This is a genomic window from Vreelandella arcis (assembly GCF_900103865.1).
In the GTDB taxonomy this organism is placed as follows: Bacteria; Pseudomonadota; Gammaproteobacteria; order Pseudomonadales; family Halomonadaceae; genus Vreelandella; species Vreelandella arcis.
In genome coordinates this window covers 353,249-379,362 of the sequence record NZ_FNII01000001.1, presented here as the reverse complement: position 1 = coordinate 379,362, position 26,114 = coordinate 353,249, and the positions used below count along the sequence as shown (strand labels likewise).

The window sequence follows — 26,114 nt, the reverse complement described above, 5'->3', positions numbered from 1 at the left end:
TTGCCATGCAGGATAAAACGGCTGAACAAAGCGCACAGTTAGACGCCGACTTAACTTATCGAGTACGCGATATCGCCATGGATGTCGGGTTGTTGATGGTGGCCGCCATTTTTACCTTGCTGGGTGGCACTGGCCTGCTGGGGCATATTATTGGGGTGGCCTATCCGTTAAGTGGCTTGATGGTACCCGATGCGGCTTTGGCTGGCTTTTTGGCAGGTATTGGTCTTTTCGGCTGGCTTTTTCACCGGAAATGGCTATGTTACCTAGCCGCTGCTCCATTGGCGTTGATCACACTCTATACCTTGGCCCACAACGTCTTAGCCGGTGGACCATGGAACGGTACCTCTTGGGTTTCCGGTGGTCCGAGGATCCTATCTGCAGCCGCATTTTTGTTATTCATGGTGGCCGTGTGCGTGTCTATCGGAACCCGGCAACGTTGGTGCCGGTGTATCTGGGCCATCAGTGGCTTACTTGGATTAGGCGCAGGAAGCTTTTCATTGCTGATGATGCTGCTCCCGGCGAACCGCCTTGAGTGGGCAGAAGGGTTTGTTTCAGCGCCTATCCTGGCCACACTCTACGCCTTGCTGGGTGGCTCTGCCTTTATAGGGGCTGCCTGGCGAGGCAGTAGACGCCTTATCCCTCTTGGTAGACTCACCCAGCTCGCTGCCATCGGCGGTGTGATTGTCAGCTGCTTAGCATGGTACATATTGAGCTGGAGTGCCCAAAGCGATTTACAGCGCCGCGCCGCAACCCTAATGGATAATGCAGCGCTTGATGCACAACACACCATGCAGGCCCAGCGGGAATTAATCCAACGACTCGCCTGGCGACAAGCGATGGTCAACACATTGCCGACTCAAGGACGTTGGCAGCAGCAGACCCAGCCCTATTTTCAGCATGCACCCTACATAAAAGCACTAGCCTTGCTTGGCCCGACAGGCGAAGTAAAGGAAATGAGCTTTTCCAGTCAACAAAAGCCCTCTCAACTGGCTCAAGCAATAAGTAACTCAAGTCTTTCAGAATGGCTGTCGACTGATTGGCAGGCCCCTTGGTCTTTGGCAGTGCCTGGAAAACCAAACACAATGTTGATGGTGGCTTCCCTGGGTGACTTTGCGGATGGGTTGGTGGCGGCGGAACTGGATGTAGCGGATCTTCTGGAACAAGCGCTGAGCGTACAGCTGGATCACTTTCGGCTGACGGTTGGTGGGGACACGCCATATCTCACCATGAGACAGCCGACACGAGAGACTACTGGCACCCCTAAGCGCCCACTGCCTCACCTGGAAACTCGTCATGTCGGCCTTCCCGGCGGCGGTCTCTTGACGCTTGATGTACACATGGATTCTGTTTCGGGCATGTTGCGCGCAGGCATGATGCCCGCGGGGTTCGCTATCGCCGGCCTGCTACTAAGCTATCTTCTGGCCCTGACCCTGGGATTGTTCAGGATGGTATTGTTTCGGTCGCGTGATCTGTCTGCTGCTCAAGTCCGGCTAGCAGCACAATACGACCTCGAACAACGTTACCGTTCTCTATACCTCTATCATCCCGATGGCGTTTTTTCGGTTGATCTCGAAGGCCGTATCGCTACCGCGAATGAAGCATGCAGCAAAATTACAGGGCGTTCTAATGACGACGTTATTGGGCATCACTTCTCCGCATTGCTACGGCCACAGGATACGGAACGTCTGAAGTCATTGTTTGCGATAACGCTTAATGGCCAACCGACGCAGGTGGCATTGGAGATAATTCACCGCGACGGCTCTCTCAGGTCGCTTGACCTAACGACGATGCCGATCATTGTCGAAGGCGCGACGCAGGGTGTGTTTGGTATTGCTAAAGACATTACCCAGCAGCATGAACAGGAAGCCCAGCTAGCCTATCAAGCAACTCATGACTTGCTTACGGGGTTGCCTAATCGCACGGCTCTCGATGAGAGCTTGGAGGAGGCATATGAGCAGGCTTTTCAGGACAATAGCCTGATCGTGGCAATGCATCTCGATCTGGATGGTTTCAAGGCCGTCAATGATGGTCTGGGCTATCACATTGGCAACCTGCTACTAGCCGAAGTGGCGGATCGCTTAAGAAGAGTAATCGGACCGTACGATACATTGGCTCGCCTGACCGGCGACGAATTCGCATTATTGACCTCCTGCCTGATTGGATGCGCAGCAGCCAAAACGATGGCTAACCGAATGCTGGATATTCTCTCTGCCCCCTTCCATTTAGAAGGCAAAGCGATCCATATCAGTGCCAGTATTGGTATCGCCTGTAACTGTGAATCCGTCGAGCACGCCTATGAGTTGATGCAGCGTGCTGACCTTGCTATGGCCGATGCCAAGCAAAAGGGTCGTAATACATGGCAGTGGTACCAAGGCGATGAGCTACGTATCACCGAAGACGCGGTGATGTTGAGACACGATCTACATGAGGCGCTGCAAAAGGAACAGTTTGAGCTTTACTACCAACCCATTGTAGAGGCTATAAGCGGTCGAATACGCGGTTTCGAGGCATTGATTCGTTGGCATCACCCTGAAAGGGGAATGATCTCACCCGGTGTGTTTATTCCGCTGGCTGAGCAGACGGGGCAAATCATATCGTTAGGACGATGGATCATGCACCGTGTCTGTCAAGATACCGCCAGACACGCCACCATGCAGGCTAGGAATGCACAAGTTGTACCGGTGGCTCTTAACATATCCTCGCTTCAGTTCCGTCGGGAAGGCTTTCTTCAAGATATTCAGCAGGCGTTGACCATATCGGGTTTACCACCCGAATGGCTAGAACTGGAAGTCACTGAAAGCGTTTTGTTGGACGGTCCTGAGCAAGCCATTGAACTCATTAACACGCTTAAAGCGATGGGTATCAAGGTGGCACTCGATGACTTTGGTACCGGGTTTTCAAGCCTGAGCTATTTACGCGACTTACCCATACACAAGGTCAAGCTGGACAGAGCCTTTATCAAGGACATCACGAAAGATTCACGCAACGCCGCTATCGTGCAGGGAATTATTACCATGGCCCATCATATGGATCTGGTGGTAGTGGCAGAGGGCATCGAGGAGCTCGACCAACAAGAAGACCTCATCCGCCGGAAGTGTGATCTATTGCAAGGGTTTCTTTTTGCTAAGCCTATGCCGCTTGCTAATGTCATGGCATTGCCGGAGGTGCTTCCCTCGACGCATCAGAATTGATCAGTAGTTGTGCTGCTAGTGGTATGACGCAAGCGCCAGTAATGACTTAGCACGGCATCATTGATTGCCTGTTCTAGCTCACAAGCGTTTGGAGCAGGCATGGCGGATTTGCACACTGCTATCTACGCACAAAACATTACAAACCTAGTGATTGCCCTGCTAATTAAAGTGTATATAGTCTGCTCTATAATAGAAAAATCCTATGCGCACGATATAGGAAAATAATTATTACTAGCATATGAGCAGGTATTTCAAATGGCGGCTCCAACTCTTTACGAAAACCCATCAGCCAGCGTGATTCGCTCACTGCTTCAACACACCCATGAGCTATCTATCTATTCGAAATACATGCCCTACGCCTTAAAGGCAGAGGTATTGGAGTTGAACCTGGGTAGCGGGCGGATGGTACTTGAGGTGGATTATGCCGGATCAGATATTGAGCACTATCTGGCTAGCGGCAACCTGAGCTTTGATCTGGAGGCGCTGAAAGGGCCACACGGTACCGAGCGAGATACCTACAGCCTCAGCAACGTTGCCGCCAAGCTGCTCAAGACAGACAGCACGGTATATCGATTAGAGTGTCAGCTTCCGGAATCTGTGTTCGTAAAAGAGAACCGAGGCGCCGTTCGTATTCCGTTTATTCTGGGCATGCAAACGCGGGTAGGCATCGAAGTCTATCTTCATGAGCTCAACGTCCCGGGTCGACTGCGCAACCTGTCGATTGGCGGCTGCATGGTCGATATTGACTTGGCGGATAGCGTTGCGATTGGCGTCGACCAGGATATTCCCGGGGTAACGCTGGAGTTCCCCAACGGCGATAGTTTTTTTACCCAGGGCATAATTCGTCATATACGCCCCTTTGGTAACCAGGGTTATGCAGCTGTCGGTATTCAGTTTATAGATTTATCAACCGCACAGACCGAAGCGTTATATCACTACGTGAATGAGTCAGAAAGAGAAGCCGCTTTTCGTACCGGAACGAACGATAAAATGGTTTATCACTCTCCCTTATTCATTCCTGGCGCCAAGGAAAAAAAAATCCAGCAGCGGGAAGCCCAGGAACGTGACAAGCGCTCTCGCCAGTCGCCCATGGAGCGCGGTGTAATGGACGTGTCCCATCAGTTGCAAGTAGGGCTGATGTACATGAAAACGCGACAACTGTTCCCTGCAGAGATTTTCTACGACTGTGTTGATACCTTGCGTTACCTGGTAGAAAAGGATCGGAAGACATTTCTTTATGCACTGTCTTTTTTGCGTGATGAACCAGACTGGGTGAGGCATGCGGTTCAGGTCGCAGGGCAATTGATCGACATGTTGCTGAGCCGTGATCCACATGACCCTCAGGTACGTGAGACTGTACTGGGTGTTTTGCTGCATACCATGGGCAAGCCCTTGCTAGTCAGCGCGGCACTGCCGTCGCTGAAGGTCAACATGACGCCCGCCCAAAAAACGATGCTTAGTGGCCATGTGACCGTGCTGAATAACAAGCTCAGCGAGCTTGACTGGGAACCAAGCCCCACCTGTCGCGATGTTATCGAGAATGCCAACGAACGTCTGGATGGCTCGGGCTATCCGATGGGGAAACGCGGCGAACAGCTATCAGAACTCGTTAGGTTGGTATCGGTGATCAAGGCGATTAATAAACTCCTCCATGCGCGTAATGGGGAGCCCCCGCGCTCACCGCTTGACGCTTACCGCAGAATTCATGAGACGGGTACCGTTTATGATAAAACGGAGCTGGTGGAATATATTCAAATATATGGTCTGTATCCGATTGGCAGTCTGGCCAAATTCTCGGGTGGGTTCCTTGCCTGGGTCATGGATATAAATGGGAAAGGTATGCCCAGTAAGGTTAACGTGGTCAAGAATCTACGTTTTCCAGACACCAATATCAACAGTGTGATCACCCAAGGTGACTTGTCTCAGATCGGCAAGCTGGAAGGCATTGTTAATCCGTCAGATTACGGAATCAAAGTACTGAAAACCTGAATTCATAAACCAGTCAAAATAAACGACGTTGTCAGCATTCCTGAATATTATGCGAAGAATACTTGTGCTGGGTGATACCTCTTTCACTTACCGGGGCGATTAGTAAGATTGGTAACACCGCCTCTCCCTGGTTTCCCAGCACAAGTCAATTAAGAGACGAAAGGCGCAACATTTGGCGCACCAAGCCAATCAACTCACCACTTCGATAGGGTTTAGGCAACAACGTGTGATTTTCACTGTAGGATGGAAAAACCGACCTCAGATCCGCGAAACCAGACGTCAAAATAACCCGTACTCCTGGCATTTTATCAACAGCCATGGTTGCAAGCTCTGGCCCCGACAAACGTCCGGGCATTACGAAATCCGTAAACAAAAGGTCTGTCTGTAATCCACCATTGATAAGATCCATTGCCTCATCACCACTTGCTGCCGAAACCACCTTAAAGCCATGTTGAGTCAAGGCATTCTCAGCGAGGGTTCGAATCTCGGGGTTATCCTCCACCACCAATACTGAAGCATCATGGTAATCAGTATTAACATGCAAAGATTGTTCTTCTGGATCAATACGGAGCTCTGTGTCAGCGCGAGGTAGATAGAGATGAAAGGTAGTACCAAGACCAGGTTCGGAGTAGACAGTGATCGTTCCCCGAGACTGCTTAAGAAAGCCAAAAATCATGCTCAGCCCCAGACCACTTCCCTTCGTTTCCGGCTTGGTAGAGAAAAAAGGTTCGAAAATACGTTTCTGTAGCTCTAGCGGTATACCCTCACCATTATCAGTGAAGCTGATCTGAACGTACTGACCAGGTAACAAGTCTGGATCCTGAGTGCGTTCGATCTCCTCTACCACATAATTATTGGCGAGCACCTTGACCGATCCCCCACGCGGCATTGCATCATGAGCATTAATGGCGAGGTTTAGGATAGCACTCTCTAACTGGGCAGGATCTACAAAAACATTCCATAGACTTTCCGCCGTCTCAAGTTCGAGGTGGTTCCGTTCTCCTAACGATGTTTTAAGAATAGGCTGCATGTCTCTCAACAGGTCCCCCACCGAAATGATCTGAGGGGACAGCGGTTGCTTCCTGGCAAACGCAAGCAAGTTACGAGTTAGGGCCGCGCCTTTTTCTGCGGCTTGGCAAATGAGCGCAGCGAGACTTGAGAGCTCTTCGTTACCCTCCAATTCTTCTTCGAGAAGTTCCGCATTGCCCAGAATCACAGTCAACAAATTGTTAAAGTCGTGGGACATTCCTCCGGTGAGCTGACCGATTGATTCCATTTTCTGAGACGCCACAAGCTGTTCTTGCATGGCTTTCTGTTCGGTGATGTCCCGCTCCACTGCAACCCAGTGGGTGTACCATCCGGACTCATTGGTGAGCGGGACGATGTCCAGCTCCAGCCAGAACTCCTCCCCGGACTTCGTATAGTTAATCAGCTGCGCACGAACGGGCTCCCATTTCTCAAGAGCCAAACGTATCCTATCGAGCTCGGCACGACTTGTCTTCGCCCCCTGCAATATCTTCGGACTGGCTCCGATAGCTTCCTCGCGGGTGTAGCCTGTGCGCTTCTCGAAAGCATCGTTGACAAATACTATTCTGGGCCCCGGATCACCAATCGGTTCAGCCTCAGTAATCAAGATGATGTCGTTTAGCCGTGCAACAGCCGAACTGAGTAGTTTAAGCTGCTCTTTTTCCTGGCGCTGAACAGTCACATCAGAGAAATAGACGGTCAGGCCTTCGGAAGAAGGATATACATGCACTTCCAGCCATAGATCTGCAGGCTCAAAATACTCTTCGAAATGGAGTTTTTCCTGGGTCTCTGCAGCCTGACGATATTGTCTGGCGAAAGGACTGTAGTATCCAATGGAACACGCTCCCCATATCACTTCCCCCAAGTATTGGGTAGAGGCAACTCCGAGAGTATCAGCCGCTTTCTTATTCAGGTAAGTAAAACGAAACTCCTGATCCAGAGTAAAGAACGCATCCGTGATACTTTCTACTGTGTGCTGAAACTTAGCAGCCTGGCGTTCAGATTCTTCTTGCAGTTGCCTCAGGTCGTCTATATCAATAGATGAACCTAGCCAGCGCTTCACATTACCTTTCGGGTCTTTCTGAGCAGTGGCCTGGGTCTGGAACCAAACAAAGACGCCGTCATGACGCTGCAGTCGGAAGTCGATCCGGTATGGATCACCGTTTGCCACAGAGTGTGCCCAAGCTTTTCGGGTCTTTTCACGATCATCTGGATGAAGTATTGCCAGCCAGTCTGCCAATATTTCATCTTCGCTTTTCCCGGTGAACTCCACTAGTTGACCACTGACAAAATCCACTTGACCTTCAGGATTGGCAGACCAAATCTGAATTGGCATGTACTCAATGAAATACTGAAGATACTCACGTTGATCCTCTTCTTTTTGTTCCACCTCAGAAAAACGGGCTTTCATGTCCAGATTACGTTTGAGAACACAGTAGCTGAAAATGAGGATGGCAGCAGAAAGGATTCGATTGACCACCACATAGTAGTCTGGGAAGCCCTCGGCCGGTTCAGGCGCTAGAAAATAACCAATCGTGACGCCTACCAGTGACAGAAGTAGCACCGTCTTCTGAAAGGGACCGGATCTTCCACGCAACCTCACCGCCCAGATCAGAACGGGCAGATAAAGAATGCCGTGGGCAAACCCTAACTGCGTAAATAGATCTGTCAGAAAAACCGCACTAAGCAACACCAAGATCAGCGCCTTTACGATAGGGCGTGCCCTTGCCTGGCTTTCTTGAAGTGTCATCAGCGCTTTCCTTCCAGTGATATCCCCACGGCCGTTGCCGAGGCCCGAGCGTCTTCAATAGCCGTTTCCAGGGCCCCCGGTTTCTTGGTATCAAGAAAGGCAATGGACACTAGCGCATGCATTGGGATATGAAGGGTATTGCTGAGTGCTTCGAGCGACTGCTGTAAATCCTCGCAAAGCGCTTGTGCATCGGCCACGCTTGGATTCATTCTGATAATGACAATTTCTCCGCCTCGGTAACGCCCTACCATATCCGATGGGTTCGAAATACGGTTGATGACAGCGGCTACTGCCTTGAGACAGCGATCCCCCATTGCCCAACCAAATTGTCTGTTGATATCGCCAAGCTGATCCAATGTTACGAGTATAGCGGCTACTGGCTCGTTAACAGTTTCTGCAAGCTCCAATGTAGCTTGCGCTCTCGCACGCAGTGCGCCTTTGCTCAAAACACCTTCCATGACAGTATCACTGGGACTTTCTGGCGTCGTCAGTTCGTCTTCCACCATTGCCGCCAGGCGTTGAAAAATTTCAATATCGCGATCCGATAAATAACGGGGCTCCCGATCCAGTAAGCATAAAGCACCCACCTTCGCCCCATTGGGCAGGCATACCGGGTAACCGGCATAGAACCTGACGTGCTTTGCGCCTTTGACCAACTCCAGTTCCATGAAGCGTGTATCAAGACGTGCGTCCTGAACAATAAGCACGCCATCCGCCATAATCGTATGCGTGCAAAAGCTCTCATCCCTGGGCACTCTATAATTTGAGTCGGCGTTACCCGATTTGACCCACTGTGTATCGCGATCAAGACAGGTAATCAGCGAGGTAGGCACGTCGAATAAACGGCGTGCAATATGTGTTATCCGATCAAATCGTCGCTCCGGTAACGTCCCCAGGATCATTGACTCTTTCACAGAATCCAGACGAAACGTTTCTCTTTCGCCCTCACGCTGTCGATACCAGTCGACAACATCATTGTCTTTTAATGGCCTAGAGATGAAGTAACCCTGAGCAAGATCACACCCTAGCGTTTTCAAGTAATCAAGGGTGTCTTGATCTTCAACCCCTTCCGCCGTGGAGAGCAACCCGAGGCTGCTACCCAGATCCACAATAGACCGGGTAACGGCCCGAGACTCCGCCGACGCACCGATGTCCATAACAAAGGACTTATCGACCTTGATCTCGGAAAAGGGCAGCCGGACGAGTTGGACCATAGAGGAAAAACCAGTGCCAAAATCGTCGATGGATAGCTTAAAACCCTGCATCCGTAATCTTGTCAGGGTATCGAGCGCTGTCACCGTGTCACCCATTGCGCTACTTTCTGTCAGTTCGAAAATCAGTCGATGGTGGTCTATGGCTAGCTCATCGCATAATGAAACGACCCACTGAAACAGGGGGGCGTTAGTCAGAGTACGAGCCGATATATTAATAGACAGATGGGCTTGCCCGATGCCTGCAAAGAGATTACTTTCCCCTTCTTCGGAAACTGCGGCCAACCATTTAAGCGCTTGTTCTATGATGAGTCGTGTAAGATCATCGATAAGGCCGCTTTCTTCCGCAAGAGGAATGAACCTGTCAGGAGGAATGGGCTTTCCATCCAAACACCACCTGGCAAGAGCTTCGAAGCCAGCCAGTGTCCCCGTTTTGCAAAATATTTTGGGCTGATAAACGACGGAAATAGCACGTGACTCGATAGCCTTACGCAGATCCGCCACGGTAGGCTGCTCTGATGTTGTGCCTTGATATATGTTTTTTTCTTTTCCCTCACGCTGATTCGGCTGTAGAAGCAGAGAGCGAAGCTTTGCCTGAGAAAAGGGCTTGGGAAGCACTCCAATCAGGTTAAGGCCATGTCCGCTTGCAGACAAACTGGCAGCATTTAATACTTCGGTTCCAACACCGCTGGTAATGATCAGGTTTGCATCACACTCCAGGCTAGAAAGTTTTGCCATGACCTCTACACCGTCCATCTCCGGCATCAGCAGGTCCAGCGCAATGACATCTGGTAGCCACTTTTCAACCAGTTCAAAAAATTCTACAGGCGAAGCGGTATGAGTGGACTCTAGGCCCGCGAACTCACCAATCCTGCGAATGGTTTCACCGGTCATTCCGTCGTCGTCAAGAACCAACAATCGACGGGCAAGACTTCCCGTTTCTGTTTTAGCGTTCATGGATTGCCCTGCTTATCCGTTCGAGTAGCTCCGCCTTGCGGTAAGGCTTGGAGAGTAGCGAAAACGTCGGCTTCCCGGTGTAGTCGGCAGTGAGCAACTCCTCCGCATAGCCCGAAGTAAAAAGAACGGGCATTCTAGGCCTGATTTCCTGGACCTTTTCCGCCAGTTCACGTCCTGTCATACCGGGCATCATGATGTCAGTGAACAGCAGATCAATATCCGGTTGCTCTTCAATAAGTGTGAGTGCTTCGCTGGCCGTTGACGCTGAATGCACTCGATAGCCCGACATGGTCAGCTGATTTCTGACTTGATCTCGCACTAACTCATCGTCTTCAACAACCAGGATTGTCTTATGAGCTTCATATTGGCTTGGAATCTTATGTTCATGACCTTTTAAGGAGACTTGTGGTGACGACCAGTGAACGGGCAAATACAGTTTGACACAGGTACCTATAGAAGGCTCTGAGTCAATACTGACATGGCCTGCACTTTGCCGAGCAAACCCATACACCATGCTCAAACCTAAGCCTGTTGCCTTTGAGCGATCTTTCGTAGTGAAAAAGGGATCAAATACTCTTGAAAGGTTATCTGTAGATATACCACAGCCGTTATCTGTTACCGAAACCCGAATATAGCTTCCTGGCACTAGGTCGTCGACAGACTCTGAAGCGATTTCGTCAACGTCTACGACGTCAGAGTCAATGGTTAGTACTCCGCCATTGACCATGGCATCACGCGCGTTTAGGCACAGATTTAACAGCGAATTTTCTAGCTGGGACGGATCCACCATCGCCAGGCGTTTATGGCCCGAATTTTTAAACGTCAGTTCGATATGATCCCCTAATGTGCGCGCTAGCAGCTGGATCATGCTTTGGATCAATCCGTCTACATCAGTCGGCTCAGGATCCAGCATCTGCCGGCGTGAAAAAGCCAATAACCGCTGAGTTAGGTCAGCGCCCATCTGGGCTGCATTGCAGATAGTTTCCGCCAATGGCTGTAAGCGAGGGTTTGAGGAAAGCTCTTCAACCAGAAGATCACCATTGCCAAGGATGACCGTCAGAAGATTATTGAAGTCGTGAGCCATACCACCGGTAAGTTGACCAACCGACTCCATCCTTTGAGCCTGACTGAGTTTCTGATCGGCAAGTCGCTTTTCGGTAAGGTCATTCATTCCTCCCACCATTCGCGTCGCCGAGCCAGATGAATCCCGGATGACAAACCCGCGGTCATCCACGATGACAAAGGAGCCATCGTCGCACAGAAACCGATACTCACCTTCCCAGAATAACTCAGCAGGATCCTCAATCACTTTATGAATACTACTGACAACGGCATCCCGATCGTCAGGATGGATACGCCTTATCCAGGAAGCCGAGGAGGATTCCAGTTCCGCCTGAGCATGACCGAATACCGGCTCAATACCATCGTTCCAGCGAACTCTATCGGCGACCAGATCCCAATCCCAGATATTGTCAAGCGTCGCCCGCACGGCAAGCCGAAAACGTTCTTCCGCCTCCCGGATCTGTTCTTCTAGCCGTACCCGTGTTGTCACCGTTCGAAAATACACTGACAACCCTCCCTCGGAAGGGTAGGCGTTGATTTCGAACCAGTGATCGAGCGGAGGAAAGTAAAACTCGAAGTGCCTGGACTGACCTGTTTTCATTGCCTCAGTATAGTGAGGATAGAGCTCGGTGTTTTTTGCTTCCGGGAACGCTTCCCAGACATTTTTGCCCATCAGCTCAGCAGAGGATCTCTGCAAGACGCTTTCGGCCACTCTATTCACATAGGTAAAGTTGGCATCCTGATCCAACATGTAGAAGGCATCAGTCATGCTTTCCAGGGTCTTGAATAACCGATGTGACAAGGAGGCATCTTCAACCCGATGGATGATCAGAACCAGCGCATCACCTTCAAAAACCGGAACATTGACAGGACTCCAATAACGTTGCTCGAACTGATGGGTCTGCGGATTAAGAATCGGGTAACGCTGAAGTGGCATGGCGTCGGGTTCAAACGTCATCTTAACCTTGTGCAGAGATGCCCTGAGGTTGAGACTTCCATCCGCGCTAGCGTCTTTGGGGTCGTCCGGGAAAACATCAAAGAGCTTCTGACCGATGATGTCTTCTCTTCGAGTGTAAGTAGCGTCCAGATACGCATCGCTCACGCCTTCGATGCGGAATTCTTCTGGTGAAAGCACAAGGTAAAGGCCGGGTGCCGACTCGAAAAGGTTCCGGTACCTGTCTCGCTCTTTCCTGAGCTGCTCGATTTCTTGATCCTTCAGGCCGTCCTTGCGCATAAGTTTTAACCCGAGACAAAATGTGGTGCTTTGTTTGGCCTTCAAGAAGGACAAAATATCATTAGTTATAATTTAAGCTAGTTGCAATGACCAGTCACTAGGCATCAGCTTTAGTAATTCAACGATCCTCTACCAATGCCGATGGTAGTATTGCAAATATGGACGAGATGATGAGCGCCTCCCTCCACCCTTTAGATAATTGACAACGAGGCAGAAATCATTTTTGCAACAGGATCCAGAAATAAACCCAAGGCGTTACCAATGATGGGGGCTACATTGCAAGTGGAATTTGGAAGCATTTTTCCCAAGAGACACTTGATTAAGAAGCATTTCAAATGCTACTTAATAATAAGTTATAGAGCTAATGCGAGACACGCTAGCTGCTTAACACAAAGATGTCATAAAAATTAAATAAATTAAAAATGACTTATTAATACACCTCTGAAACCCACGCAGCTAAACCCAAGGGAACACACATGAAAAACATACGCATTCAGCATAGCTTAACCGGCGCGATGGCGTTGCTCATTGTTATGGTGCTCATCATTAGCGCTTTTTCCATCAACGCCTCGCGCACCAGCCTGGATGAGATCAATGAGCTGTCTGAATTGAGTGCAGACCAAGTAATGGCTGCTAATCGGATGGAAGTTAACTTGATGGAAATGCGTTTACGTATGGCGCAGTTTGTTGAACTTTCAAGCAACAACGAACCTGGGGCTGATGAATCGATTGAGCAAGTTCGCGAAAGTCTCGCACGTACGCAAGCACGCTTTGACGCCTTTGATGCCCATGACATCACGGAAGACCAATCGCGTTTTCCTTATTATATGGCAGTTCTCACCAGCTACAGAGAAGCAATTACAGAGGATCTGGTGGCCGGCATTGAGCAAGGCGACGTAGAACAAATTGCCGCTGACGAACAACGCCTGGAAGATAACGCTAGTGATTTGACCAGCGCAACGCGTGATTTCGGCCGTTATGCCAGTGATCGCGCCAGTGAAATGGAGGCAGACGCTGAAGCCTATAGCCAGCAAGTGATTTGGATCTCCACCATATTACTAGTGATAGCGTTGATCCTCTTTGTAGCCCTTCAATTTGGCATGCGTCACTTTATCGTTAAGCCGCTAAGCCGGGCAGTCACTATCTGTGAGAATATCGCTCAAGGAGACCTAACCAGTCAGATCCATAATGAAGGCAGCAACGAGATCGGTAAGCTTTACCAGGCTATGCGGCTGATGCAGAACAAGCTCACCGACATGATGCTCACACTGACCCAAACCGGCGAGCTTGTGGCGAATAGCGCCCGTGAGATTGCTAGCGGCAGTGAAGACCTAGCCTCGCGTACCGAAGAACAGGCAAGCGCTCTGCAGGAAACTGCTTCCAGTATGGAGGAAATGTCATCGACCGTTCATCAAAACAATCAAACTTCAAGCTCAGCTCGTCAGTTAACAGAGAGTGCTTCACACAAAGCCGGTGATACCCGCAAGGAAGTCGACCAAACCACAGAGTTAATGACCAATATGGAAGAGCACTCCAAAAAGGTGCAGGAAATCATCCAGGTCATTGAAAGCATTGCCTTCCAGACCAATATTTTGGCGCTTAACGCTTCGGTAGAAGCTGCCCGTGCAGGTGAACATGGCAGAGGCTTTGCGGTAGTTGCCGGCGAAGTGCGCAAGCTTGCCACTAAGACCTCGGAATCATCCGGCGAGATCCGCGTTATCATCGACGACATTGCCACGCGCATTAAAGAAGGCGTTCGCCAATCGGAGCGCAGCGGCGAGGGAATGGACGAGACGGTCGCAGCCGTTAGGCAAGTAACCGACCTGATGCAGGAAATTGCGCTGGCTGTTAACGAACAGAAAAGCGGTATCGACCAGGTGAGCACAGCCATAACGCAAATGGATTCGGCGACACAGCAAAACGTTTCGCTTGTTACACAAACCAGTACGGCTGCGGCCTCACTGCAAGATCAGGCGGATCGCCTTGCTGAGCTAATTACGAGCTTTAAGCTGCCCAGTGATCCAAAGGGCAACGCCCCCTCACCCGCCAAGCAGAGCTCTTCATCAGCCAGCTTGCCGAGCACGCACAGCCGCACAAACAGAGAGCCGGAGTGGGAGTCATTTTAACGCACGACTGAGATGACATTGTGGCGCTTTCTTTCAGTAAGCATTAACGCCTTGAATGAGGAAGTTCCGGTTTCCGTCAACACGGCGGAAATCGGTCAAAAAATAACAAATAAACTAGATAGATACCGCTGATATTGCTCCATTACCCATGACTGGAACTCGAGGCCACTGACTTTAAAAGCCAATTATTCAAAGGTCTATTAATGAGGCACAAAACGAAAAATTGTCTGGAGACGCAGGTTTCTGGCTTCCTAGATAGCAAGTCAACCGCGGCGCCTTCTGACACGTGCTTGCAATCGTCGCCAATCCTCTGGCCTCACGTACTCTTTAGCCCACTGAAGTAACATCTCAGCTAGTCGCCAACCCGGTATATCATAGGCAGTAGCGTCATATGCGATACCCAAGAGATCGAGCTGTGCGGCTCGATGAGATTGCTTTTCACTAAATATATAGTCAACAATAGCAGCACTTCAGTGGATTTTATGGATCGAGGTCGGGTCACTGGAAACAATCTTCGCGAGACCGTGCTAACATCTTTAAATTAAAAATAAGCAGTTTTTTTACTGGGATTCGCCAGTAAATCCTTTTCGGTGATATGATTGCCGATAAACATAGATTTCAAGCTTCTTATTTTACTTATAGCTAGAAAATAATTTCTATAGTTCACATGGTTGCGAAATGGTTAGGCAGTTACCTGAGCGACTTCCAGTTTTTAATTTAACTTAATTCAGCTGGTCATTCGGGTTATTGCTTATAAAACTCAAAAACCGTGACTGTTTTTCTGAAAGGAATTTCAATGGTGCGACAATTAAATTTTAATACATCCATAAATCAGAAAAGCAAGACAATTATCTCTAACTGCAGGCTGTATTACCGCATGAATTTTTTCTAGCCCGATCTTAATAGGCCGATTGACGTTTATTTCACTATGGTTTAAATACCGTTAACTACTCTTCAATTAGTGTGCTTACTGGCGTATCAGCCCGTCGCTTGGCGTCGTATAATGCATTGGTAATAATAGAATGGCGAGTCTGAACCACCACAGGTACCCAACATTGACTCAGCAACGTTTGTTCACGCGCCTATTATTGGCTGTGATAGTGCCGCTGGTTTTAGTCACCGCTACGCTATGGCCGGTTCTTCATGTGCACTTGGAAACACAACAGCAGAATACCCGCTCAGAGATACGTGCTATCTTGAAAGTCAGTGAAAATACCTTGTGGCGCGATATCAACGAGACGCTTAGCTACGCGCTCGCTATTGCAGAAATGCCGACCATCAAAGCGCTCATGACCAAAGACGGTAAGGCAGGTCTTGGCAGCCCAGCGCCAGAACAATTGACCGGATTTTTATCGACTTTGATCAAGCATTACCCCCGCTACACCAAGCTTATGCTGATCGATAACCAAGGCGTAGAGGTTCTGCGTATTCCAGGTGATACTCCCTCCGATCCTCGCTTAGCCAGAAGAGATCATGCCAACACAGATTACTTTAAAAGTGCCAGTGAACTATTTGCACGTGATCTCTACATCTCTCCTCCCGGACGCAATCTTCAGTATGAAATTTTTAGCGGCGAAGTGATTCCGGTCGTCAATGTTGCCACTCCTGTGTTTGACGACCAAGGTGAACGCCAAGGGATGGTTTTGCTGAGCCTTAATTGGCAGCACCTGACCGAGGCCGTTCATCAGGCAGCGCAAATGGAACCTACTGCGGGCGTTATATTGACGGATGCACAGGGAAGATGGCTACTTACAGAACGAAACCAACAACTGCCCCCAATGAGCTTTGGTGATGATTACGCTCAACTTACCGACGAATCATGGCAGCATATTACCGGACTCGATAAAGGAGTTTTGACCCAGGAGAACCGATTACTACGTTTTCAGCGCATGGATATGCGTCGCCAAACTCACCAGGGTTTAGCTGGACATATTTTCAGTCAGGACGACACCCTACCCTGGGTGTTGGGAGTCAGCCTCCCCAACCCTACCTGGAAATCGCTACTACAAGACGATGCCAGTGTTGTGTGGTTTTTACTGCTCATCTACTCGACAGCTGTTGCACTTGGTATCTATTGGGCTTTCAGCAGTCATCAGCAGCGTCTGCTGCGCCACCAAGCTCAGCAGCGAGCCATTGAAGTCAGCAACCTGTATGAAAGTGCCCCCTGTGGTTACCACTCGTTAAATGCCGATGGTGTGATCATCAAGATGAATCAAACCGAGCTTGACTGGCTAGGCTTAACTCGTGATGCCGTCGGTTATCGGTGCTATCGTGACTTTATTTCCTCCGATTCACTGCTGGATTTTGATCAAGCATTTCAGGAAGTAAAAGCAGGTCGCCAAGGTGAAGCGGAATGCAAATTGGTAGCCACCGATGGCGAACAGCGCCAGGTGGTGATTCAGAGCGTTGGATATTTAGAACAAGACCGCTTTATTTATTCAAACGCCTCTGTTTTTGATATCACTGATCGAAAGCACCTTGAAGAGAAGCTTCGCGCCCAGGCAATGACTGATCCGTTAACCGGTGTATTCAATCGGCGCTATTTACAAGCTCAGGCCAGCGTTGAAATCTCACGTGCTTCAAGGCACCAAACTCCCATTTCGCTCATCGCCATTGATATCGACCATTTCAAGCAGATTAATGATGACTACGGTCACGACGCAGGCGATGAAGTACTCAAGCGCTTTGCCGACGAGATTAAAGGATTACTGCGCCAGGAAGATCTCTTGTGCCGCGTCGGTGGCGAGGAGTTCGCAGTTTTGCTGCCTAACACCACGCTGGAGGAAGCGTGGCAAGTTGCTGAGCGCATACGGGCTACCGTGGAAAAAGCTCATGTATCTATTGAGCACGATGACACGCCTGCCACTATTACCATTACTGCTTCCTTTGGCGTCACGCATGTCGCTAGCAACGAAAAGACGTTAAAAGCCGCCATCAAGCGCGCTGACAATGGTCTTTATGAAGCAAAAGACACAGGCAGGAACCGTATTGTCATTAGAAAGCTGTGAGACATAGGTAGCACACCAGGGGTTGGTGAGTTTTCATAAGCAAGGGGGGGGGAGCTTACCACCCACAGGCGATAAACATCCCACAAAACGACTCAAAGCCGAATTTTCTTTACATCTAGCGGCGGTTTTGCGATTTTCGCGCTGATTTGTGCGAGTACATGTCATTGTCGGCAGTAGTAAACAGGTTATCAATGTGCTGCCCATCAGTCGGGTAAATAGCCAGCCCCACGCTAAGCGATAACGTCAGGGAAAGGCCGTCGTTAAGGGTAATGGGTATATCCGTGCAGGCGATGATTCTGGCGCGCAGAGTTTCAATATCGTCAGGCTGGAGTGGCGGCGCGTATAGAATCACGAATTCGTCACCGCCAATGCGTGCAACCGTATCAGTGGTTCGTACGCATTCACTCAATTGCTTTGCCGTTTCGATGAGTGTCTGATCACCAACGGCATGGCCATGATATATCTCCTGGACAGAGACACCCAGCATATTTTCGTAATGCCACCTGTCACCGTACGATGAGCTGCTCAACGGCAAGCTGCCCGACGTATTGGAAGAGTTTTATGCCAATAATATTCAGCAGCGATTTGAATCCCACAGCCTAAAAGCGCTACTGACGCGCTCTAGTGATTAGCTGTTGGAATTAATGCAAAGACAAGCAAACGCACTAAAGTGCTAACACATCCGCCACGCCAAGCTCGGCCGCCTCGATGGCGCCTGCTAGATAACCGGCATACTGCTCGCCCCACTCACTGCCAATCCCAGTTAAACAAGGCTGCCAAGCGCCATGTTCAGCGCGCGCTGGCGGCGCCATACCGTGGTGTTCGCTGGGCATTTGATCCGCATCAGTAGCAGTAAACGGCTCCTGCGCCCAGTCTTTAATCATCTCCCACCTAGGGCTAGATGCTTGAGGACCAAACAGCCTAACCAACTGCGCACGGCAGTGCTGGAGTAGCGCCTCATCGCCAAGCTGCGCACGGGCACTGGCGGGCAAACTGAAAAAGCCAAACAGCGCCCCGTGGCCATCCGGATGTGACGTATCATGAATTTCACCCAGCGGACCCATCAAACTTCGCGCTTCTCCCGAAAGTTGCTCTTCACGCCAAAAAGGCGTGGGGTACAGCGCGACGTATTTAGCGTGAGGCGCCATCCAGGTAGCGGTACTCTTCCATTGGTGGGTCAGCCGCTCGGGTAGCGGCGGTGAAAACGTAACCGCCTGCGCTGCTAACCGCGGTGGCACTGCCAGCAGCACATGCTGGGCGGTATAACGCTGCCCGCCAGCACACACCAACTCCACACTGCCGCTGGAAGTGAGCGACATAGACTGAACAGCCTGCCCAGTGTAAATACGTGCAAAACCAACGCGCTGGTGCAACGCATCAATCAACGCCTGCATGCCGCCCCGTAGACGCATGGAGGGGGGCTGATTTACAAAGCCCTGCATACGTACTGGCGGCATCTGGTGAGAGCGTTCCACTATCATATCGCCAGTTTCATACTGGGCAAACGACGTAAGACCTAGCGAGTCCACCAGCGCTCCTAGCGAGTGCTGAAACCCCGGCCAATACCAAGAAGGCCCCAAATCAAACGCCTCCATAGTGTTAGTCTCATCAGGCAATAACGACGCAATACGCCCCCCCACTCGCTCCCGCGCTTCCAACACCACGTAATCAGTAATACCCCGCTGCTCCAACAAAAACGCTGCATAAAGCCCTGCCAATCCAGCGCCTACAATGGCAATACGTGGAGTGTGCATGAAAAGTCTCGGTGGTTGATAAGAACCGAAGGCATAACGCATTGTGGTGAGTAGATTGTCTTCACCTAAAGCAGTCTATAACCACGAAGACGATGGGCGAGGAGAGGGCTAGCCTCGTTCTTCCACAACCCAGCTTACGACCTCGTCGTTACCATACTCAGTTTTCCACTGTTGAATAACCTTGTGATTCCCGCCGCGAGTCTCGACCACTTCGCCTGTGTGCGGGTTCTTGTAGACCTTCAATAGCCGTTTTTTACGTCCACCTGCACTGGCACCCTTGGCGGGAGCCTTAAGGCTAGAAGGGTCTAAGATTTCACACACATCACGTGCCGCTTTTCCGTATTCAGACATAAGCGCGTGCAATTTTTCTTTGAATTCTAGCTCCTTCTTGAGCTCGCTATTACTTTCTAGCTGCTGCAGCTCTTCTTGAAGCTGCTTTAACATTTGTTCTTTCTTAAGGTAATCATTTAATACTGACGGCATATAATTTACTCAAACGATTTTAAATTATTCACGATTATCCGTTGGTTAATATACCATATCAAGCTTGGACCGCTAACTTTTCGATTTTAGTTTAAAACCACATACTTCATAAGCTTCTGAGCAATGCTTGATGTCCATCTATTTGCTCACATAGCGCTCATCCCACTCTCCCAGTAAACAGTACCATCGCGCTTCTTCTTCCTTTCGTTTACTAATCGCGGCCAGCATGGCGTCATCAGAAGAAGCATAGCGGGATATGTCAGTGCCATAAGTAAATTGGGCGCTGCGTTTTTTCGTGATCCGTCGGCTGTTAGCTCATACCATGCTGCAATCCATGCGGTTGAGCCCGACGGGCGTTCATAGTGATAGACACCTGTTATCGGACCCGCAGGCCGTTGATGATGCTTCGCGACCGAGCGTGCCTCGACGAGCAGTAACTCCCTCCAGCGCTTCTTTCCCCACACCTCAACGCCGCGCTGATCCCTATACGCGATACAGCACTCAAACGTATCGTACTCATTGGGCAACCGAGCAATCGTTTTAGACTCCTCGGCACGCGGACAATGGGGTTGGCGTGACTACGTGGCCATGAGACGTATTTGGCGCGCTCCCATAGTTGAGGTAATGACAGCTTTGCTCTCAACGCTTGCCTCGCTCGCTTTGCTTTCCGTTCGTTTGCGCCTCCTCCATCAGGTGTGACTGATGAAAAGACCTTACTGTTCACGCCCAGTCCGCTTCAGAAGTTGCCAATCCATGACGTCTTTCATTTCAGGGGCATCGGCATCGCACTGGGCGAGCAGCTGTTCCAGCGTATACCGTGGCGTCTCACTTAGGGCTTCCCACTCGTTTTCGCCCACAGGGCTAAGTAAATCGCCTTGGGAGGTGACACTGCTGCGGAGTTTCTCCTGGGGATCCGTCATGGCGTATAAACCTCGCTAGCTGGCATCAATCATGAGGTTGTTGGGTCTGATCCACTGATGGATGAGTATGCCATCGTGAAGAGCCGTTAAAGGCCCTTCGCTAACCTTTAGCAACAGCATAGCATCCACCCTCGCCCCCTTCTGTATCAGGCACGCACCTTTAATAACTCTCGCCACTGGGTGGTGTAACGAGGTGTCCGCCGTTCACTGCGTAGCGTCCAGGCATTGTGTTGGCGTGGCACGCCTAACTGAATGGTGCCCCGCCCTAGCTCACGATTCAGCTTATCCACGGTCGCCATCAGCTGTTCGCTACGTTTGGCCTCGGCTTCCGTTTGGGGTGTTTCGTTGAGCGTGAGCTGACGATTCGTTTTGGGGGACAGATCCAGCAGCATGACGCCTACCTTGTGATACCCAAATCCCTTACGCCAGAGCTTCCGCAGTCCTTCAATGGCCGCGGCGACCAGTTCTCGACTGTCGTCCGTCGGTCGTTCCAGCGTCACCACGATCCGGTTCCGATATTGGGGTAAATCCGTACGAAAAGGATTGGTACGCACAAACACCATCACCGCCGACGTGACGCTGCCCTGTTTGCGTAACTTTTCGCCAGCCCGAGAGGCGTGCGTCCGCAATGCTTCACGAAGATCGTGAGGGCTTTCAGTCAGCCGGCCAAAGCTGCGGGAGACCATGATCTGCTGTTTGGGCAAACTCATGTCATCCAAGCTGATGGCGTTCTCTCCGCGCAGCTCCCACACAATGCGTTCCTGAACCACGGAGAACCGCTTACGTATCTGCTTGGGGTCGGCCTCGCGCAATTGCCACGCCGTCTCGATGCCCATCACGTTCAGGCGTTCGCCTGTCCGTCTGGCGACGCCCCATAACTCGGTGACCGGCAGCCGTTGCAACAGCACTTGGGTGGCCAGGCTATTGGCTTCCAGCTTGCAGACCCCGTGACAGACGAGGTCTTTCTTGGCCACGTGGTTGGCAATTTTGGCTAAGACGCGGGTTGGGGCAAAGCCCACCGATACCGGAATGCCCGTCCACTGGCGCACCGTGGCGCGCATGCGATGGCCTCGCGCTTCTAGACTGGCGGGGTCAAAACCTTGAAACCCCACAAAGCTCTCGTCGATGGAGTAAATGTCCACGTGGGGAGAGAACTCGCTAAGCGCCTGGGTGACGCGTTTGCTCATGTCCCCATACAACGCGTAGTTGCTGGAAAGCAGTGTCGCTTGCCGACGAATCCCAGGCGATAGCAGGTGCATGGCAGCGCCCATCTCAACGTCCAGGGCTTTTAGCTCATTGCTACGCGCCACGACGCAACCGTCGTTATTCGACAATACCCCCACTGGGCGCCCTTCCAGAGCGGGATTAAATACCCGCTCGCAGCTGACGTAAAAATTATTGCAGTCGACCAGCGCGATCATGGCAGTGATCCCGGCAGACCATGGATAACATGGGTGACCACGCCCCACACGTGGGACTCCCGTCCTTCGAGAGGGATCGGTTTGAAATGAGGATTGCTGGCTTTGAGGTACGCGCGCTGGCCAATGCGGTCCAGCTTTTTTACGGTCAGCTCGCCATCGACGGCGATAACGATAATACGGCCAGGGAGCGCTTCAAGGCTTCGATCCACCACCAACAAGTCACCGTGATGGATGCCATCGCCAATCATCGAATCCCCTTCCGCCCGCACAAAATACGTCGACGCGGGGCGCTTCACGACGTAGCGGTGTAAATCCAGTTCGGTATCGAGGTGGTCATCAGCGGGGCTCGGGAAACCAGCACGCACGGCGCTGCTATAAAGCGGTATTCGATAGGGAGATGCGGCTGAATCAGCACGCCCCAGCAAGGATGCGGTGAGCGACATATTGGCGACCTCAAAAGACTGTATATAAAAACAGTATCAAGGAGACCAGGAATGAACACAAGCCACCGCTTTTATATTAGCGAGAGCCTTCTTTGGCGTAGCTCGCGAGCAAGGCGTTAGCGTAACGTTCGGCATCAGCCTGTGTGCGGTGAGGTATGGGCAGGCCTCTAAGGATGTGTTGAAGCGACACTTTATCTGCTGCTTGCTGAGCAATGTATGCAGCTGATGAAAATCAGCCAATTCGAACGAAGGCACTTCGCCTGCGGCATCAAAGAGCCTATTTAGCCATAATTGATCTGAATCCAGTCCGTCACAAAACACGACTTCACACCCAAGCATGTCGTTAAGCCGATCAGCAGCTTCATGGGCAGGTAAACCTTTTTCGAACAGCTCGTCTCGCCGTATACCGTGTATAGACGCTGCCACGGGATCCCAATGCGTCCAGTCGTCTAGGGGGTGAACAAGAAACCCATCGCCGTTGCCAAGCGTGTCGGCCCAGCCGAGTTCAATTGGATAACTCTCAGGAAATAACTAGGCGGCCCCTCAGCGATGGGGTAGGTGAGGGGTACCTTTTGAGTAGGCAATGTCTTAAGCCGCAGAGGGTATCCTGGGTCATACTCAAGGTAGCGCCTTTTAGTCCCGGTCTCAGTCGCCTACAGGTTGCACCCTAGGGACAATTGCCACTTTGCAGCTCTGCCACGGACGGCCAGCCCTCATGAAACATGAGGGTTAGCCAACTCCTTTTACAGATTTTAAAACTCCAACTGATAGGAAGCCGCCACCCAGGAGCTCATAAACTCACCTTCAGTGGTGCCATTGACCATCAGTGAGACTTTGCCGTTGCCAAGATTTCCCTCAACGCCAACACCACCTTTCAGCCAGTTGCGGTCATATTCTCCCCCATCAACATCGAAGGGAAAAAGGCCAATGACCTCACCTGTGGTGTTTTCGGCATTGCCTTCAAAGCGGCGGGCTGCTTCGAGGTTGGCGATGAAATCAAAACCGGTTTCCTTGATAGGCAAGGCCATATTTGTACCAAACCGTAGCTCAGAGACATCGTCTTCACGGCGATCAAAACGCGCAGGAAAGCTCCCGCCTGATTCGGTATAGCTGTCCAGCTTAGTCTCGGTATACCATAGGTCCACATAGGGACTAAATCGTGCGGACTTCACAGCGAAAGCATTTTCCCAATCAAGCCGCCCTCTTACGCCCCATGAGCGTGAATCGGGGCTGGACGATGAAGTTTCCGGATTTCCCATATTGAGATAGCCGCGCTGGATATCGGCATCTGCCCAGTGCCTATAGGCACCCAGTGTGGCGTAAACACCATTTAACTTAGAGACGGGAAAGATACTCTCTACCATGACGTATTGGCCGTCAACATCCAGATCACCACTATGAACCAGATCTTGATCAGCCCATGTCTTGCCGAGGGAAAAATTGATCTGTGCAGAGCCAAAATTGTAGCCAGCACCCAACTCGGCGAGGCCTGTCGTACCGTCACGGCTACCATTGTTGTCATTACCCCAGTCACCGGCCACCCAGAATGTTTTCTGGCCCGGGGCAACCCACCGCGACATGGGGCGACTGTGGGCTCCGTTGACCAGTGTGCTGACACTGGAAAGACTGGACTGAATGCCGGCACTAGTGGAGAGCAGACTGGCTTGAATGTCGGCCAAAGTTAACAAGACCAGTTCGGGTTTAGAATCTGGGGGCAAATCCACCAAGACCAGCACCGTTCTGGAACCGATGATATAGGCATATAAATCAGATACTCGGGGGCAATTTTCAGGACAATCGATCAGCTCTGTTCCATTCCAGTACGAGATAGACACATAACCGTTGCTGATATCATAAGCTGTCAAAGCACTTACGGTTGTTTCTGATGAAGCTGGGTAATTATCGAAATAGTCGCCAAGATCGTACCGAACTAAATCCATCAATGCATTGGCTAATGAGGCATGGCGGCCTCAAGTTCCAAGTGCAACACTATTGAAGCGTGCTCGGTCCGGCGACGGATTTCTTGAGCACCTCGGCGTAGACTTCCAACGGCGTGCGCCAGTCCAGTGTCTTGCGCGGCCGTGTATTGAGTGAGTCGGCGATCTCGTCGAGCTCTTCCTGACTGTAGACCGATAGATCCGTGCCCTTCGGCAGGTACTGTCTCAACAGCCCGTTGGTGTTCTCATTGGAACCCCGCTGCCATGGGCTATGCGGGTCGGCAAAGTAGATCGCTGTCCCCGTCTTCTGAGTGATCTCGGCATGTTTCACCATCTCTTTGCCCTGGTCATAGGTCATGGACAGGCGCAGAGCGCGCGGCACCTCATTGAGCTTGTCGCTGAAGCCAACAGCCGCCGCTGTAGCCGTGGTGCCATCCACTTTCGCCAGGATCACTAAACGCGTGGTTCTCTCTACCAACGTGCCGACGGCAGAGCGGTTGTTGGCACCCATGATGAGATCACCCTCCCAATGGCCAGGCATCAGGCGGTCTTCAATCTCAGGTGGTCGCAGGTGGATGCTCACCAGGTCAGGAATCTGTTGCCGCCTATCCTTGCCACGGCTGCGAGGGCGTCGTTTGCCGTTACCCTGGCGCAAACAGGCAATCAGCTCCTTCTTGAGCGAGCCGCGCGGCATGAGGTAGAGCGCATTGTAGATGGCTTCGTGCGAGACGTGGCGGTCAGTGTTATCAGGAAACATACGCTTCAGTGTGCGGGCTATTTGCTCTGGTGACCAGTACTTGCGCAGCAGGTAGACCACCAGCTCAAAAAGCTCACCATTGAGAGGTAGCTTCGGGCTACGATGAGGCCGACAGCGGGTCAGTCGGGCTCTGTGTCCAGCGAGGCTAGCGTCATACGCCCCGTCAGGCTTGACTGTATGGCGCACCAGTTCGCGTGAAATAGTACTAGGTGCACGTCCCAGTTGGTGGGCGATAGCGCGAATCGAGTAGCTAACCCGCATCAGCATGATGACGGCTCTGTCTTCAGCAGAAAGATGGCGATAACAGTGAGTCATGGCAATACCCTACCTGATAGGTTAGGTGTTGCACTTGGTCATTGAGACCGCCCATCCCCCCACCATGGTTGTGATTCCAGAAGACCGAGATTTTCCGTGTAGGATGTCAAGGTCGTCGTCAAATCGTAGGTAAAGCCGTCGTACTCAAGTGACGAAATGGAGCTGGCAGCGCTTGCCGTATGGATCATAGAGCTTGTTATACAAGCCAACAGCAATGATGGAGACAGTCCGAAACTTTTGACTTTTGATATCACCTTTTGCCCGCCAAGAGAGTGATGAGGCATGACCCCGTCACAAGTTTATAAAGAATACAGTTCATTAGGGATGAGCGAAGGATGTGCGAGGGATGAGCGAGGGATGAGCGACACCTGTTACATAGCTCTTAAGACCGCCCTGGCCGATTAAAGTGCAATATTTATTTCAGATTATTGAATGGCCCGAGTTTGTAGGCACCTTCAGGCCTTGTACCCTGGATTCAAGTCCCGAAACTTCGATATTAATGAAAGTAATCAGAGGAAGATCACTCGCAG

Annotated in this window: 15 protein-coding genes; 4 read left to right on the top strand and 11 right to left on the bottom strand. The window is 51.0% G+C overall.

The annotated features are described in order from the left end of the window. Nucleotides 1–5 precede the first annotated feature (5 nt). Together BLR97_RS01775 and BLR97_RS01770 are read left to right on the top strand one after the other, a co-directional pair. Entirely contained in the window at nt 6–3,191 is a 3,186-nt protein-coding gene (locus BLR97_RS01775; RefSeq protein WP_244511107.1) for an EAL domain-containing protein, read from the top strand. Nucleotides 3,192–3,446: 255 nt separating this feature from the next. Continuing rightward, nucleotides 3,447–5,180, top strand: a complete 1,734-nt coding sequence (locus tag BLR97_RS01770) for a PilZ domain-containing protein (RefSeq protein ID WP_089701863.1) — start codon at nt 3,447–3,449, stop codon at nt 5,178–5,180. 145 nt (nt 5,181–5,325) lie between these two features. Here the strand turns inward: BLR97_RS01770 and BLR97_RS01765 are convergent, their stop codons facing one another. From BLR97_RS01765 to BLR97_RS01755, 3 genes are read right to left on the bottom strand one after another with little or no spacing between them, the layout of a single operon-like run. Continuing rightward, complete coding sequence (locus tag BLR97_RS01765) at nt 5,326–7,956, bottom strand: hybrid sensor histidine kinase/response regulator (protein ID WP_089701861.1); 2,631 nt, start codon at nt 7,954–7,956, stop codon at nt 5,326–5,328. Then, the gene (locus BLR97_RS01760; RefSeq protein WP_089701859.1) at nt 7,956–10,124 is read right to left on the bottom strand and encodes an EAL domain-containing protein; all 2,169 of its coding nucleotides are present in this window, start codon (nt 10,122–10,124) and stop codon (nt 7,956–7,958) included. Before BLR97_RS01760 ends, BLR97_RS01765 begins: the two co-directional genes overlap by 1 nt. After that, nucleotides 10,114–12,420 carry a hybrid sensor histidine kinase/response regulator gene (locus tag BLR97_RS01755; RefSeq protein ID WP_089701857.1) on the bottom strand — a complete coding sequence of 769 codons (2,307 nt, stop codon included), beginning with the start codon at nt 12,418–12,420 and terminating at the stop codon, nt 10,114–10,116. The genes BLR97_RS01760 and BLR97_RS01755 overlap by 11 nt, the downstream gene beginning before the upstream one ends. A gap of 476 nt (nt 12,421–12,896) precedes the next feature. Here BLR97_RS01755 and BLR97_RS01750 point away from each other — a divergent pair, with 476 nt between their 5' ends. Together BLR97_RS01750 and BLR97_RS01745 are read left to right on the top strand one after the other, a co-directional pair. Continuing rightward, on the top strand, nt 12,897–14,546 hold the full coding sequence (locus BLR97_RS01750; protein WP_089701855.1) for a methyl-accepting chemotaxis protein: 1,650 nt from the start codon (nt 12,897–12,899) through the stop codon (nt 14,544–14,546). 1,145 nt (nt 14,547–15,691) lie between these two features. After that, nucleotides 15,692–17,554 (top strand): diguanylate cyclase, encoded by a 1,863-nt coding sequence (locus BLR97_RS01745; protein ID WP_244511105.1) that lies wholly within the window; start codon nt 15,692–15,694, stop codon nt 17,552–17,554. Between the two features lie 115 nt (nt 17,555–17,669). Here the strand turns inward: BLR97_RS01745 and BLR97_RS01740 are convergent, their stop codons facing one another. The 8 genes from BLR97_RS01740 to BLR97_RS01700 form a co-directional block, all read right to left on the bottom strand. Beyond that, on the bottom strand, nt 17,670–18,041 hold the full coding sequence (locus tag BLR97_RS01740; protein WP_089701851.1) for a diguanylate cyclase domain-containing protein: 372 nt from the start codon (nt 18,039–18,041) through the stop codon (nt 17,670–17,672). A gap of 178 nt (nt 18,042–18,219) precedes the next feature. After that, nucleotides 18,220–19,308, bottom strand: a complete 1,089-nt coding sequence (locus BLR97_RS01735) for a flavin monoamine oxidase family protein (protein WP_089701849.1) — start codon at nt 19,306–19,308, stop codon at nt 18,220–18,222. Between the two features lie 108 nt (nt 19,309–19,416). Beyond that, nucleotides 19,417–19,791, bottom strand: a complete 375-nt coding sequence (locus BLR97_RS01730; RefSeq protein WP_089701847.1) for a histone-like nucleoid-structuring protein, MvaT/MvaU family — start codon at nt 19,789–19,791, stop codon at nt 19,417–19,419. 713 nt (nt 19,792–20,504) lie between these two features. Next, on the bottom strand, nt 20,505–20,711 hold the full coding sequence (locus tag BLR97_RS01720) for an AbrB/MazE/SpoVT family DNA-binding domain-containing protein (RefSeq protein WP_089701845.1): 207 nt from the start codon (nt 20,709–20,711) through the stop codon (nt 20,505–20,507). A 146-nt stretch (nt 20,712–20,857) separates the two neighbouring features. Then, the gene (locus BLR97_RS01715) at nt 20,858–22,132 is read right to left on the bottom strand and encodes a Y-family DNA polymerase (protein ID WP_089701844.1); all 1,275 of its coding nucleotides are present in this window, start codon (nt 22,130–22,132) and stop codon (nt 20,858–20,860) included. Next, nucleotides 22,129–22,575, bottom strand: coding sequence for a LexA family protein (locus BLR97_RS01710; protein WP_089701842.1), 447 nt, complete (start codon nt 22,573–22,575; stop codon nt 22,129–22,131). The genes BLR97_RS01715 and BLR97_RS01710 overlap by 4 nt, the downstream gene beginning before the upstream one ends. Nucleotides 22,576–23,327: 752 nt before the next feature. Continuing rightward, the gene (locus BLR97_RS01705) at nt 23,328–24,515 is read right to left on the bottom strand and encodes an autotransporter outer membrane beta-barrel domain-containing protein (protein ID WP_089701839.1); all 1,188 of its coding nucleotides are present in this window, start codon (nt 24,513–24,515) and stop codon (nt 23,328–23,330) included. A gap of 49 nt (nt 24,516–24,564) precedes the next feature. Continuing rightward, nucleotides 24,565–25,584: an IS30 family transposase gene (locus BLR97_RS01700; protein WP_089701837.1), complete on the bottom strand. Its 1,020-nt coding sequence runs from the start codon at nt 25,582–25,584 to the stop codon at nt 24,565–24,567. Between the last annotated feature and the right edge of the window lie 530 nt (nt 25,585–26,114).

Coding starts and splice junctions, on each gene's coding strand:
- BLR97_RS01775 (WP_244511107.1), top strand. CDS start 6: ATGCAGGATAAAACGGCTGAACAAAGCGCACAGTTAGACGCCGACTTA.
- BLR97_RS01770 (WP_089701863.1), top strand. CDS start 3,447: ATGGCGGCTCCAACTCTTTACGAAAACCCATCAGCCAGCGTGATTCGC.
- BLR97_RS01765 (WP_089701861.1), bottom strand. CDS start 7,956: ATGACACTTCAAGAAAGCCAGGCAAGGGCACGCCCTATCGTAAAGGCG.
- BLR97_RS01760 (WP_089701859.1), bottom strand. CDS start 10,124: ATGAACGCTAAAACAGAAACGGGAAGTCTTGCCCGTCGATTGTTGGTT.
- BLR97_RS01755 (WP_089701857.1), bottom strand. CDS start 12,420: ATGCGCAAGGACGGCCTGAAGGATCAAGAAATCGAGCAGCTCAGGAAA.
- BLR97_RS01750 (WP_089701855.1), top strand. CDS start 12,897: ATGAAAAACATACGCATTCAGCATAGCTTAACCGGCGCGATGGCGTTG.
- BLR97_RS01740 (WP_089701851.1), bottom strand. CDS start 18,041: ATGCTGGGTGTCTCTGTCCAGGAGATATATCATGGCCATGCCGTTGGT.
- BLR97_RS01735 (WP_089701849.1), bottom strand. CDS start 19,308: ATGCACACTCCACGTATTGCCATTGTAGGCGCTGGATTGGCAGGGCTT.
- BLR97_RS01730 (WP_089701847.1), bottom strand. CDS start 19,791: ATGCCGTCAGTATTAAATGATTACCTTAAGAAAGAACAAATGTTAAAG.
- BLR97_RS01720 (WP_089701845.1), bottom strand. CDS start 20,711: ATGACGGATCCCCAGGAGAAACTCCGCAGCAGTGTCACCTCCCAAGGC.
- BLR97_RS01715 (WP_089701844.1), bottom strand. CDS start 22,132: ATGATCGCGCTGGTCGACTGCAATAATTTTTACGTCAGCTGCGAGCGG.
- BLR97_RS01710 (WP_089701842.1), bottom strand. CDS start 22,575: ATGTCGCTCACCGCATCCTTGCTGGGGCGTGCTGATTCAGCCGCATCT.
- BLR97_RS01705 (WP_089701839.1), bottom strand. CDS start 24,515: ATGGATTTAGTTCGGTACGATCTTGGCGACTATTTCGATAATTACCCA.
- BLR97_RS01700 (WP_089701837.1), bottom strand. CDS start 25,584: ATGACTCACTGTTATCGCCATCTTTCTGCTGAAGACAGAGCCGTCATC.